At 39.2% G+C, this 13,171-nt stretch carries 11 protein-coding genes; 5 read left to right on the top strand and 6 right to left on the bottom strand.

Going from position 1 to position 13,171, the window contains the following annotated elements:
• The first annotated feature begins 200 nt into the window (after positions 1-200).
• Positions 201-542 (top strand): phage holin family protein, encoded by a 342-nt coding sequence (locus L1283_RS26300; protein WP_088159802.1) that lies wholly within the window; start codon positions 201-203, stop codon positions 540-542.
• On the opposite strand, the gene L1283_RS26295 is transcribed toward L1283_RS26300, so the two are convergent.
• Positions 517-744 (bottom strand): hypothetical protein, encoded by a 228-nt coding sequence (locus L1283_RS26295; protein ID WP_429626694.1) that lies wholly within the window; start codon positions 742-744, stop codon positions 517-519. The genes L1283_RS26300 and L1283_RS26295 overlap by 26 nt on opposite strands.
• 60 nt (positions 745-804) lie before the next feature.
• Between L1283_RS26295 and L1283_RS26290 the strand changes: the two genes are divergently transcribed.
• The gene (locus tag L1283_RS26290; RefSeq protein ID WP_429626693.1) at positions 805-2,721 is read left to right on the top strand and encodes a heavy metal translocating P-type ATPase; all 1,917 of its coding nucleotides are present in this window, start codon (positions 805-807) and stop codon (positions 2,719-2,721) included.
• Between the two features lie 111 nt (positions 2,722-2,832).
• Here the strand turns inward: L1283_RS26290 and pgi are convergent, their stop codons facing one another.
• On the bottom strand, positions 2,833-4,503 hold the full coding sequence (gene pgi, locus L1283_RS26285) for a glucose-6-phosphate isomerase (protein ID WP_429626692.1): 1,671 nt from the start codon (positions 4,501-4,503) through the stop codon (positions 2,833-2,835).
• 218 nt (positions 4,504-4,721) lie between these two features.
• Here pgi and prfB point away from each other — a divergent pair.
• From prfB to L1283_RS26270, 3 genes are all read left to right on the top strand, one after another.
• Positions 4,722-5,805, top strand: a protein-coding gene (prfB, locus tag L1283_RS26280) for a peptide chain release factor 2 (protein ID WP_120335852.1) whose coding sequence is annotated in 2 segments (ribosomal slippage) — positions 4,722-4,781 and positions 4,783-5,805 — 1,083 coding nt in all. Because the reading frame shifts where the segments join, the coding sequence is not laid out codon by codon here.
• A 452-nt stretch (positions 5,806-6,257) separates the two neighbouring features.
• The gene (locus L1283_RS26275) at positions 6,258-7,703 is read left to right on the top strand and encodes a glycosyltransferase (protein WP_198386009.1); all 1,446 of its coding nucleotides are present in this window, start codon (positions 6,258-6,260) and stop codon (positions 7,701-7,703) included.
• A gap of 34 nt (positions 7,704-7,737) precedes the next feature.
• A complete protein-coding gene (locus L1283_RS26270) occupies positions 7,738-9,039 on the top strand; it encodes a nucleotide sugar dehydrogenase (RefSeq protein ID WP_088159798.1) in 1,302 nt (433 codons plus the stop codon).
• 185 nt (positions 9,040-9,224) lie between these two features.
• Here L1283_RS26270 and L1283_RS26265 read toward each other — a convergent pair whose 3' ends face one another.
• The 4 genes from L1283_RS26265 to L1283_RS26250 all read right to left on the bottom strand — a co-directional run bounded on the left by L1283_RS26265 (position 9,225) and on the right by L1283_RS26250 (position 13,170).
• A complete protein-coding gene (locus tag L1283_RS26265; protein ID WP_429626691.1) occupies positions 9,225-9,860 on the bottom strand; it encodes a carbonic anhydrase in 636 nt (211 codons plus the stop codon).
• 82 nt (positions 9,861-9,942) lie between these two features.
• A complete protein-coding gene (locus L1283_RS26260; protein ID WP_429626690.1) occupies positions 9,943-10,929 on the bottom strand; it encodes a phosphotransferase in 987 nt (328 codons plus the stop codon).
• 395 nt (positions 10,930-11,324) lie between these two features.
• A complete protein-coding gene (locus L1283_RS26255; RefSeq protein ID WP_429626689.1) occupies positions 11,325-12,137 on the bottom strand; it encodes a glycosyltransferase family 2 protein in 813 nt (270 codons plus the stop codon).
• Positions 12,138-12,144: 7 nt separating this feature from the next.
• Positions 12,145-13,170: a BtrH N-terminal domain-containing protein gene (locus L1283_RS26250; RefSeq protein WP_429626688.1), complete on the bottom strand. Its 1,026-nt coding sequence runs from the start codon at positions 13,168-13,170 to the stop codon at positions 12,145-12,147.
• Position 13,171: the final 1 nt, after the last annotated feature.

Here is a 13,171-nt window from a genome sequence, read left to right as displayed (position 1 = left end):
TCCATCCATCCATCCATCCATCCATCCATCCATCCATCCATCCATCCATCCATCCATCCATCCATCCATCCATCCATCCATCCATCCATCCATCCATCCCAAAGATTTAAATGCGATAATCTAAACAAAGTTTGGCATCGGGTTTGTACGACAATTATTATATTATTACTTTATTTACTCTTTATAAATTAGCACATATTATGAAATTTATTATTAGTCTTTTACTTACTGGTCTGGTAGTCGCAATTGCTTGCTGGGTTGTTCCTGGTGCTGAAGTTGCTGGTTTCGGTTGGGCTATCGTTACGGGACTTGTCATTGGATTTGTCAACGCGACTGTGGGATCGATTTTAAGGTTATTTACGTTCCCATTGAATTGGCTTACCCTTGGTCTAGTTTCCTTTATTATTACCGTATTGATGGTCTTGTTGACCGATTCACTACTTGGATCCAAATTTGATGTACATGGATTTTGGACCGCAGCGCTGTTTGCCATTGTCGTTGCCATATTGGAAATGATTATTGGCAGTACTTCGAAAGATTAAAAATACATTCAATAAAATAGCAGGCGTCCGCATCAATACATGTGGACGCCTTTTCATTGCTCAGCGATTGTCCCCCTTCCTTGCTGACATCAGCTTCCCTTACGGACAGCATCTGTCGTTTGAAAAACAGCTTGTTTACCGTTCCTATTCCTTTAAAATAATCGTCTAAAATAATTGCCCTTATGGGTGAGTTTATCCTCATTTCCCTCGCTTTTTACAGCAGAATTCGCTAAATTTAATTCTTTAAAAGAACCGCTGATATATGTGCGAACACAACCACGAGCATAGCCATGACACACAGGAGCACGGCCTTCCAACACAGGAGCGTCCTTGGTGGATTACCCAACGTAAACTCCTCATGGCTCTTGTCATTCTACTTACGTTGCTCCTATTGAAATATGCTTTTAAGATCAGCCTTCCCTTTGGCATCAACTTGACCTTAAATAGCATCGCCTATCTTCTCGCGGGAATCCCCGTTATTCAAATGGCATTCCGTAAGGCAAGCCGTGGCGATATTTTTAATGAGTTCTTTTTGATGACCGTTGCAACATTGGGAGCTTTCGCCATTGGAGAGTTTGAAGAGGGCGTCGCGGTCATGGTGTTCTATCAAATCGGAGAATGGTTTCAGGATACTGCCGTCGACAATGCCAAGAAATCAATCAAATCCTTATTGGATATCCGCCCTGACAAAGTAACGGTCATACGCAATGGGCAACAAGCGCAGGTAAATCCAAAAACTGTCACAATTGGCGAAATTATCCTTGTAAAAGCTGGAGAAAAAGTGGCTCTGGATGGTACATTGAAAACGGAAAAAGCCGCATTTAACACTGCTGCTTTGACTGGAGAGAGTAAACCCGATACAAAATATTCCGGTAATGCTGTCTTTGCAGGTATGATCAACTTGGAAACAGTTGTTCAAATCGAGGTATCCAGCGTATTTGAAGATAGCAAATTGAGCAAAATTCTGGAAATGGTTCAGGACGCCACTGCACGTAAATCCAAAACACAATTGTTTATCGCCAGATTTGCTAAAATATATGTCCCTATTATTTTCGGCCTTGCGCTTTTGGTCCTTATTTTACCCCTATTTTTTGTTCATGACTATAGTTTTAAGGACTGGTTCTACCGGAGTTTAGTCTTTCTGGTGATCAGCTGCCCCTGCGCCCTGGTCGTTTCCATTCCCCTGGGTTATTTTGGCGGTATAGGCTTAGCTTCCCGAAATGGTATATTATTTAAGGGCGGGAACTTCCTCGATGCCATCACTTCAGTCGATACCGTTATCATGGATAAAACGGGCACGCTTACAGCTGGTGTCTTTGAGGTAACTGAAGTTTTTGCCGTCAATGGAGATCCAGAGGAATTACTTAACTATGCGAAAGCCATTGAGGCACATTCAACGCACCCCATTGCGAAGGCGATCGCCAGTTATCATCCCGGCAGTGCCGCATTGCAAGCTGAGAAAATCCAGGAAATAGCAGGCCACGGACTTTTCGCCACTGTTAACGGAAAGCCCACACTCGCGGGCAACAGCAAATTACTGGACAAATTCGATATTGGCTATCCGGCAGATCTAAGGCAAATGGCCTACTCCATTGTATTACTTGCCATCGAAGGTCAATATGCGGGTTATATTACTGTTGCAGATCGAATTAAACCAGATGCCAGGACTGTGATCCAAGCCATGCATGCTCAAGGTTTGTATACAGTCATGTTATCTGGAGATAAAACAGCGGTGGTAGATGAAGTCGCCAAAGAACTTGGACTCGACAAAGCCTATGGCGATCTTCTTCCTGAGGATAAAGTAAGCCATGTACAGCAGCTGATTGACCAAGGACGCCGCGTTGCCTTTGCCGGCGATGGCGTAAACGATGCCCCTGTAGTTGCCTTAGCACATGTAGGTATTGCTATGGGTGGACTGGGAGCTGATGCAACCATTGAAACTGCTGATGTTGTGATCCAAAATGATGAGCCCCACAAGATCCTTTCTGCTATAAAAATCGGTAAAATAACCCGAAGTATTGTCTGGCAGAATGTCATCCTGGCGATGGGAATAAAAATCATTGTTTTGATCCTGGGCGCCGGAGGCATTGCAACACTATGGGAAGCAGTCATTGCTGATGTGGGGGTAGCTCTTCTGGCAATTTTAAATGCCATTCGGATCCAACATAAAAAAGTTTAAAAACTGAGCGATCATGTAATGCCCCAAAAAAGCACTGCCCCCAAAAAGTGAGATACTTTCTGAGGGCAGTCCTGTTGTATTAAGGATCTCTTTTAGATCCTAGTTAGAAATTTAATCCCGCCAAGCTTTATATGCATTGATCAATCCATTGGTAGAAGAGTCGTGACTCGTAACCGTATTGGCGTCACTTAATTCCGGAAGGATTTGATTGGCCAATTGTTTACCTAGCTCCACCCCCCATTGATCAAAACTATAAATATTCCAGATCACACCCTGCACAAAAATCTTATGCTCATAAAATGCGATAAGTCGTCCTAAAGTACGTGGTGTCATTATTTTGAACAGGATGGAATTCGTTGGGCGATTGCCTTCAAAGACTTTATAGGCTTTAAGCGCTTCTATTTCTTGCTCCGATTTGCCTGCTTTCTTTAATTCGGCAACTACTTCTTCCTCTGTTTTGCCATTCATCAAAGCCTCAGTCTGTGCAAAAAAGTTAGACAATAGCAATTGGTGGTGGTTTCCGATCGGATTAAGACTATTGGCAGGTGCAATGAAATCACAAGGAATCAATTTGGTTCCCTGGTGAATCAACTGATAGAAGGCATGCTGCCCGTTCGTACCAGGTTCACCCCATATAATCGGCCCAGTCTGATAGTCCACCTGTTGGCCATTACGGTCAACATATTTGCCGTTACTCTCCATATCCCCTTGTTGGAAATATGCAGCAAAACGGTGCAGATATTGATCGTAAGGGAGAATTGCATGGCTTTCGGCCTGGAAAAAATTATTGTACCATACACCAAGTAAAGCCAATATCACGGGAATATTGGATTCGAAAGAAGTTTCCTTAAAATGAACGTCCGCATCGTAGGCACCTTTCAAAAGTTCCTCGAAATTATCAAAGCCTATTGCCAAGCTAATTGAAAGACCTATAGCAGACCACAGGGAATACCGTCCGCCTACCCAGTCCCAAAACTCAAACATATTTTGAGTATCTATTCCAAAGGCACGTACTGCTTCTGTATTGGTGCTCAATGCTGCAAAATGCTTAGCGACATCCTCCTGAAGGGCTCCGCTCGCCAAAAACCAGTCTTTAGCTGTATGCGCATTGGCCATCGTTTCCTGCGTTGTGAAAGTTTTTGAAGCAATCAGAAACAAGGTTGTTTCAGGATCCACAGCTTTCAATGTTTCAGCAATGTGTGTACCGTCTACGTTGGAGACAAAATGTACATTTAAGCGCGTTTTATATGCTTTTAAGGCTTCTGTTACCATCACAGGACCTAGATCTGAACCACCGATACCGATATTCACCACATCTGTAATTTCTTTACCCGTATATCCTTTCCACTGACCAGCTATAATCTTTTCCGTGAAGGCTTTCATTTGTGCCAGCACGCGTTTAACGTCGGGCATGACATCCTTTCCGTCCACATAAACGGGCTGATCGGATTGATTTCGCAAAGCGGTGTGTAACACCGGTCTGTTTTCGGTCACGTTGATGCGCTCACCCGAGAACATCGCTGCTATCGCATCAGCAAGACCACATTCTTTAGCCAACTGGACCAAGAGCGCTTTTGTCTCTGCAGTAATCCGATTTTTGGAGTAATCCAAAAGTATATCTTCGAAAGCGATCGAGAACTTCTCAAAACGTGTGGGATCTGCGGCAAAAAGTGCACGTAGATCATTTTTTTCGCTATTGTTAGATAGACCTGATAAAGAACCAAAATGCTGCGCTAGATTCTTATAGGCCTCAGTCTTTGTAAAATTAATTTTTGGGAACATACTGTTTTTACTGAAATTATTTGTTTTAAACATCAATAAGAGCCTTCAGTATTTCATTGTTACACATCGTGTAGATCCTTAAATGAAGGTTTATTCCGTTGACAATACCAAAACTAAAAAAAAAAGGTCAAATTATCCCTATTTGGCAATCTATATTGGGCGCGAAGTTATTCGATAGAAGCACGAATTTATTAATTAAAATTTCTACTTTAGCGGATATGACAAAAGAACAAATTCAAGACTTGAGGGATCGTGTTACTTCCCTGAGGAGGCATCTTTGACATCGATGCACGCAAAGAAGAGATAGAAAGAGATCAAGCTATTACGCTTGAAGCAAGTTTTTGGGATGATTCCAAAGCTGCAGAGAAAATACTCTTGGCCATAAAAAACCAAAAGGTATGGACAGACCACTTCGACGAAGTTGCAGCGGCGGTTGAAGACGCCTATGTCATGTATGAATTCTTCCAATCTGGCGACGCGAGTGATAAGGAAGTGGACGACCAATATAAACTAGCTTTAGCGCAAGTCGAGGAACTCGAATTCAAAAACATGCTTAGCGCCGAAGAAGATCAGCTGGATGCAATTTTACAGATTACAGCTGGTGCCGGCGGGACTGAAAGCTGTGACTGGGCTGCCATGCTGATGCGTATGTATATTATGTGGGGCGAAAAAAATGGGTATAAAGTGACCGAACAAGATTCGCAGGAAGGTGACGTTGCAGGCATTAAGAGTGTAACCTTACAAATATCAGGCGATTTTGCTTATGGCTACCTTAAGGGAGAAAACGGTGTACACAGGCTCGTTCGGATTTCTCCGTTTGATTCCAATGCAAAACGCCATACCTCTTTCGCGTCTGTTTATGTTTATCCCTTGATTGATGATAATATTGAGATTGATGTGAAGGATTCGGAAATCGAATGGGACACGTTCCGTTCAGGTGGTGCAGGAGGTCAGAACGTAAATAAGGTGGAAACAGCTGTTCGATTACATCACAAACCTACTGGCATTATTATTAAAAATCAGGAATCCAGATCGCAATTACAAAACAAAGAAAATGCGATGCGCTTATTGAAATCACAGTTATATGAGATTGAAATGCGTAAACGCCAGGAAGCTACCGCTGCTATTGAAGGAAACAAAAAGAAAATAGAATGGGGATCCCAAATTCGAAATTATGTCCTACATCCTTACAAGTTAATTAAAGATTTACGGACCAATTACGAAACATCCAATACACAAGCTGTGCTGGATGGTGATCTAAATGATTTTCTAAAAAATTATCTAATGGAATTTGGCGGATAAAGACGATTTCGAAACTTGATGATATTGAAGACGTTCTCTTTTCGAGGCGTCTTTTTTTGTGCTGTCTGTTGCTTTTTTTATTTGGCTTCAGCTGAATTTCTTCAGTCCACCCATTGCCCCCTTTCCTACACAGTTTGTCACAAAAATTGTCAAATTCTCTTAATAATCAGCAGGCAAATGTTAAAAAACCTTAAAAGTCTACTGCCCATATCGTTATTATATTTTAATCGATTTTTATTACAAATCAAAATTAAAGCACTGAAAACAAACGACTTACTTATATCTTTTTTGTATCAAGAACGTTACAGTTTGAGCGGTCGGATCATTTTTGGCACAAAATAAAGGCATGTCTTTTGCGTTTATGCAATCGTAATATTTTCATTACAAATGATACCGATTGCGGTATCGATTAAATATAGAATGAACGAATGTATATCTAAAATAGAACGGTTATGAATTACATGAAAGAAAACTCGATCGTATCCAAGCAGATGACCAAACAATGGCAGCCTGCGGTATATGATGTAAATGCAGGAGAAAAGCGATCTGATCATACAGTGAGCAAAAACGAGGAAAGCAACTTTGGTCCAAGAGAATATGGTATTTTTGGAGCGACTTTTTTTATACTATTTGCGTCTGTTTTTGGCGTATACATGCTTCAACCCGATTTTGATGCGTTACGTTTCCAACGTTTAGACAGTATTGGCGGAACATTTTTGATTATTTTCGGGATACTTTTAGCGGCTATTGCCATCAGTTTTTTGATTTTTTTAATTGTACTTCACCGTAAATATAAGCCCATTGCTTCTGTATCGGACGATGAGCTACCTACTTGTACGATTATTGTTCCGGCTTATAACGAAGGGCAGTTAGTCTATGATACCTTACATAGTTTGGCTAGCAGTGATTATCCGGAGAAGAAACTTCAGATCATTGCCATTGACGACGGTAGTAAGGACAATACCTTTGCCTGGATACAACGTGCCAAAATGGAATTGGGCGATCGTGTTGAAATTTATCAGCAGCCCAAGAATATGGGTAAGAGACATGCCTTATACCGTGGATTTAAGTTAGGTACGGGAGAAATCTTTATTACGGTTGATAGTGATTCTATTGTTAAAAAGGATACCATACGTAATATGGCGAGTCCTTTTGTAACAAACAAGGAATGTGGAGCCGTTGCGGGTAACGTGCGTGTATTGAATACCAAAAAAGCGATTATACCCCGTATGTTGAATGTTAGCTTCGTATTCAGCTTTGAGTTTGTACGTTCTGCGCAAAGTATGCTGGGTACGGTCATGTGTACACCAGGAGCCTTGTCCGGCTATCGTAAAGAGGCTGTCATGAACTGTTTGGAGGATTGGATCAACCAGACTTTTATGGGGCAACCGTCTGATATCGGTGAAGATCGCGCGATGACCAATATGATCCTAAAACAGGGGTATCATGTGTTATTTCAATCCAATGCATACGTTTATACCGACACTCCTGTACGTTACAAAAATCTGTACAAGATGTTTATCCGTTGGGAACGAAGCAACGTGCGCGAAAACATTGCGATGAGTAAATTTGCATTTAAGAATTTCCGTCAGGGACCTAAATGGGGAGCACGTATCTTATTGCTTATGCAATGGAAAAAAGTATTATTGTCTTATCCAATGATGTTGTTGATGCTGTGGACAGTATTTCATTATCCATTGATGTTCCTAAGCTCAACGTTGGTCGGTATCTTAATATTTTCCAGCATCCAGGCCTATTTCTTTGCTTCTAAAAACTCTGACACCAAAGAAGCTTTCTGGGCGTATAGTTACAGTATATTTTATGCCTTCAGCTTATTCTGGATTACACCGTATGCGATAGCGACAGCCGGACGCAGAGGTTGGTTGACAAGAGGTTAAAAGTAAAGCAAAGAACGTATATTTACAGCTATATATGAGAGATTTTAAGGTAAAAAAAATTGCCGTCATCGGCCAAGGATATGTGGGATTGCCATTAGCAATAGCATTTTCCGATTTTTTCCCGGTGATTGGATTTGACATAAATAAAACACGTATCGAAGAGCTTAAGCAAGGGCTTGACCGCACCCTAGAAACGGATCAAAAAGAGTTAAAACGGGCGCGAGATTTATTCCATACATCTAACCAAAACAAAGGTTATGATGCGAGTAATTCTATAGCTGACATTGCAGATGCAAATGTCTATATTGTAACTGTCCCAACTCCGATAGACCGTTATAATTCTCCAGACTTGTCCCCTTTGTTAAAAGCTTCTAAAATGCTTGGAGAGCTTTTGACAATAGGTGATTTGGTGATCTATGAATCTACTGTTTATCCTGGTTGTACTGAAGAAGAGTGTATACCTGTTTTGGAGACTTTCTCGGGATTAAAATTTAATCAAGATTTTTTTGTTGGCTATTCACCAGAACGCATTAATCCAGGCGATAAAGTAAATTCACTTCAAAAAGTCATGAAGGTGACTTCCGGAAGCACGCCTGAGGCCGGATTGGTGGTAGATGGACTTTATAAAAATATTATTGAAGCCGGGACACATTTGGCCCCTTCAATCAAAGTTGCCGAAGCTGCCAAAGTGATCGAAAATGCGCAGCGTGATGTAAATATTTCCTTTATGAATGAGCTCGCGCTAATCTTCGACCGAGTGGGCATAGATACACAGGACGTGTTAGATGCTGCAGGTACAAAATATAACTTCCTTCGTTTTAAACCGGGTTTAGTCGGAGGCCATTGTATTTCTGTGGACCCTTATTATCTTGCTCAAAAAGCAACTCAACTAGGCTATCATCCCCACGTCATTTTATCTGGCAGAGAGGTGAATGATCAAATTGCTTCTTTCATTGCTTCAAAAGTTGTTAAACTGATGATTCAAAAAAATATCAAATTTGAGGGAGCCAAAGCGCTGGTATTAGGTATTACATTCAAAGAAAATTGTCCTGATATTAGAAACAGCAAGGTCATTGACATGATCCATGACCTCCAAGAGTTTGGTTTAAAGGTAGATGTCTACGATCCATGGGTAAATGTAGATGATGTGAAATCACATTTCAATCTCGAGCTATTGTCATCTCTTCCTGAATCTGCAGATTATGACAGCGTTATACTTGCCGTTGGACACCGAGAATTTTTGCATTTGGATCTCAACAACTTAAAAAAGAACCCATCCGTTGTTTTTGATATCAAGGGCCTACTCGACCGAAAATTAGTGGATGCTCGTCTATAAGGAATTTATTTTGATTACATCGGTTACTTTATAAGATCTTGATCTACTTAAATTTGTAATAAGTAGATCAAGATTTTGTTAGTATTGACAACTATATCCCATCGGCAATGTTGAATCGGTAGTCAAGTCAGCTGCGGTTGTTCATCTTTTATAAACGACAAAACCTATTTGTCTGTCTCTACAACTTACAACCAACTTACGCTACCGGTCTCAACGTCATAGTTTGCGCCAACAATCTTAATTTTACCCTCTTCTTCAAGTTTACGGAGCGTTGAACTTTGTCTGCGAATGTCACGGATCGCATGTTTAATGTTCTGTTGATTTAGTTTTTCAAGCAACACACTATTTTTAGAAGAACGTTCTTCCCCCTGATCGATCACCTCATTAATGATCGGGTCGAAATGATTAATCAAATGATTTAGGTTATCCATTCCCATACCCTCAATCTGTGCCGCATCCAATCCTCCTTTTAATGCTCCACATTTGGTATGCCCTAGAACGACAACAAGTTTAGAACCTGCCACATTGCAACCAAACTCCATCGAACCTAAAATATCTTGATTGACAAAATTTCCGGCAATCCGGATACTGAAGATATCGCCCAATCCCTGATCAAATATAAGTTCAGCTGAAGTACGGCTATCGATGCAGCTTAGCACCACGGCAAATGGCCACTGTCCCTCACGCGTAGCGTTCACCTGTTCGAGTAGATCGCGGTTAGCTTTCAGATTATTAACAAAGCGCTGGTTTCCCTCCTTCAGGAAATTTAATGCTTTTTCAGGTGTAATCGTCGATTGTGTTTCGTACGTATGTGCCTTCATAAAATTTTATTATTTGGAATATTAAAGGTAAAATTAATACGTTACATTTTAATTACCAATAGGAGAAAATACCTGTAATTTCTTATATAGCCCCAGTGACTTCGTTCTTTGTGTAATAATCCATCCAAGCTTTAATTCTTCCAACAAACATTTTAAGATAGTTTTCTGTCAAAAATATGTTGGACCAATCAAATCTTTGTGCCTGTACGCCCAGATAAAAAATAAAAATAGAAGCGCCAGCTTTTGGTATTAAGCTGAGCTCTTTTTCAGATAAAAATCTATTGCTCTGGTATCCACGTAAGAAGCTTTGAATTTTTAATTCATACTGCTCTTTATCTGATTCTATGAAAAAAAGTTGTTTGCAGAAATATCCAACATCTAAAATTTGCCATCCATTTCCACAAAAGTCAAAGTCAAAAATCGTAATCTCCTTTTCAGCTGTAACGGCCATATTATCATACCATATATCCATATGAATAATTCCGGTTTTCGTATTATCGAAATCTGAATTTTGAAAATTTCCTCCAAATTCCCTAATGAATTCCATTTCTGGCAACTTGTCCGAAAAGAATTGTTTTAAATACGCATAAGGTAGTTCTATAAGAGACTCCTTATGATAAGATACTCGGTTAATGTTCTTGTTTTCGGTATGGTTGTGAATATTTGCCATTAGAGAACCTATTCGAAAACAAGTTTCGTTGTCCATAAATCGAATTTTCTCCCCTTGAGCAAAGGAAAAAAGTACAAGGTATCTGGTTCCTTCAGGAGCGTTTATTTCTTGAATGAATGCTCCGTCTTTATCTTCAATTGGAAAAGAAACACTTAAATTTTCATTCTTCAATGAGTTCAGAAGTTCAAGCTCTTCAATAATTTGAGTTTTTGACCTCCAGTTATGACTATAAACTCGCAAAACGTATTTCGTTTCGGTGTTGGAAAGAAAATACGTATGATTCATTCCTGTTCTGAATAGGGTACAATTGTATTTGTCGTCTAGGCCATATCTATCTTTCACAAAATCTCCCAATTGTTTGGCAGAAAGAGTAGAGGCTATAACAGGAAATGTTGTCATTTTTTTTTCGCTAAATTTATAGTTTCGTTAATGAAGGATGTTTTTCCATTCAGGGTTATGATCAATAGCAGATTATTTTTTATCCCCCTACAACTTTTGTTTATGACTCACTTTGTTCCCGGAAGTTCATATTGGTTTTGTAGATACTAATAGCAAAAAAAAGCTTGCAATATGATTTGCAAGCTTTTTTAAGTTTTACTCTTTCGATCTGTAGCCCGTAGGGGAATCGAATCCTATTTACATCATTCTATTTATCAGTAATTTACAAACCTCTACTTTTTCCACTCACCGAATAACTCACTGGTTTGACATACGTTTTAGCTGCAAGTACTTTGGAATAAAAATAGCAAAAAAGAACGATATCTTTTATATTTATCTTGGTTATAATAATATGGTTACCACAATAATGGCTGCCAATTATTCTTTAAAACATGGTATTTAAGAACTTCTTCCCTAATTTTTGTGAAGTCGTTTTGTCTCCATGAAGCCACGCTATCACTTCCATAGGCTTTTTTTAAATTTCCACACGTGTCAGAATCTTTTTGCTCTATAACATAGGTCTTAATTCCTCCATTAACCATAGCTGTGGCGGATAAGTGAATATCCTCTCCTGATAAAAAAGTTGCAGGCCAAGTTCCCCAATAATGTTTTAACCATTCTGTTTTAAAAAAATAACTATTACATCCATAGTCGACTTGCGTATCTCCCTCACAATAGTTTTTAAACAAATAAGTCATATCGCCAATAAAGTGTTTTTTTCGATCTAATTCACCAGCTTGTTCAGGCAAATAATTCCCTTTGGGAATGATACGCCCAGTACAGGATATGATTGCATTGTGGAAATTACATTTTTCGAAGGCCGATTCTAACCATTTACATCCTGGGATTACATCATCATCGATCATAAAAACATAGGTAGTTGACACGTTGATAGCTAATGAGAATCTTCCAAAATACTTTAGATTCTTACTCGATTTAATATGATGAATATTGGGAAAATATTGTTTACAAGTGTTTATCGTATCTATTAAATCAATATGATTCTCATATTGATTTACCCATATCTCTTTTGGAAGAAGAGTTTGATTTAATAAAGATAAAAGCTGTTCTTGAAAGTGATCTCTTTTCCAAATATTAAGAATCACAGTAATATCAAGACTGTCTTTGCTTTTGATATCATTTGACAACAATTCACTTAGATTTTGCATAATATAGTTATATATAGTTTTCTATTATTGAAAATGCTTCTTTTTCAAATTCAAGGATATTTTTTAGATGAGAAGAAAAAATGGAATGGGTACCCCAATATTCCATTTTGGAATCATTTTTATCAAATGATTTTAGTGCTTTTGTAAAAAGGTTCCAGTGATTCGCCGACTCCTTAAAATAATTAGCTGCAATAACCAAATCACTAGCATTAAAATCTATGGAGATATTCGTAAGGTATTCTGCAAATAAACTGCGATAGCCACCTTTTATTCCACCGGCTCCTGTTGTAGACTGATAGACTCTCATCAATGTATCGGTCAACTGCTCCGGCTTTAAAATTTTGTCCCACTGGGAAATCTGACGCCATAGTTTTTCCATTCCATATACTCCAACATAAAACGATTGCAGGTTTTTAACCTGGGTAAAATTTAGAAATGTTTTTCTTAACGCTATCTGATGAGATGTTTGGAAGTTTACGTTATCAGGAATCACGACATCATAAAAGAAATTGTGAGGATTTTGCTCGCTATTCCCAGTAGAACGTGCTTTGAGGAATTCTTCAAAAGTAATAACAACTGGATTAAATTGCCTATTATCATACGCTATGAGAAATTCATTCTCTTCATCATAGTTAACAATCAAGACCCAATGTCTTGGAAGATATTGTTGAAGATCTTTTGGTGTCACACGCAGAAGCCCCTCGCAATGAAATGGATTTAACTGAACAGCGACTGGGGTACCGTCTTTCAAGAGTTCTTTTATTATTTCCAAACATCTTTGACCGTCAGAAAATTGTGATATAACTATATCAGTGTTAGTGTTCAATAATAAATCCTCTACAATACTTGAAGAAGTAAGGCAAATATCAAAGTATTTTTGGCGAACAACTCCGCAAAACCCAAAATACAGGCCGCTTCCTAAACCGAATATCATCGATTCATTAAATGCAATGCCTTTGTTCTTAAAGACACCACTCCAGGCTACGCATGCACAACTGCCTCCTGGAACATGCCTATGATTTAAATTTGCCATA

Origin of the sequence: Sphingobacterium sp. HSC-15S19 (assembly GCF_050433745.1) — a bacterium.
GTDB lineage: Bacteria > Bacteroidota > Bacteroidia > Sphingobacteriales > Sphingobacteriaceae > Sphingobacterium > Sphingobacterium siyangense.
Note: the sequence above shows the minus strand (reverse complement) of the source record. Positions and strands in the feature narration are given on the sequence as shown.

Coding starts and splice junctions, on each gene's coding strand:
- L1283_RS26300 (WP_088159802.1), top strand. CDS start 201: ATGAAATTTATTATTAGTCTTTTACTTACTGGTCTGGTAGTCGCAATT.
- L1283_RS26295 (WP_429626694.1), bottom strand. CDS start 744: ATGAGGATAAACTCACCCATAAGGGCAATTATTTTAGACGATTATTTT.
- L1283_RS26290 (WP_429626693.1), top strand. CDS start 805: ATGTGCGAACACAACCACGAGCATAGCCATGACACACAGGAGCACGGC.
- pgi (WP_429626692.1), bottom strand. CDS start 4,503: ATGTTCCCAAAAATTAATTTTACAAAGACTGAGGCCTATAAGAATCTA.
- L1283_RS26275 (WP_198386009.1), top strand. CDS start 6,258: ATGAATTACATGAAAGAAAACTCGATCGTATCCAAGCAGATGACCAAA.
- L1283_RS26270 (WP_088159798.1), top strand. CDS start 7,738: ATGAGAGATTTTAAGGTAAAAAAAATTGCCGTCATCGGCCAAGGATAT.
- L1283_RS26265 (WP_429626691.1), bottom strand. CDS start 9,860: ATGAAGGCACATACGTACGAAACACAATCGACGATTACACCTGAAAAA.
- L1283_RS26260 (WP_429626690.1), bottom strand. CDS start 10,929: ATGACAACATTTCCTGTTATAGCCTCTACTCTTTCTGCCAAACAATTG.
- L1283_RS26255 (WP_429626689.1), bottom strand. CDS start 12,137: ATGCAAAATCTAAGTGAATTGTTGTCAAATGATATCAAAAGCAAAGAC.
- L1283_RS26250 (WP_429626688.1), bottom strand. CDS start 13,170: ATGGCAAATTTAAATCATAGGCATGTTCCAGGAGGCAGTTGTGCATGC.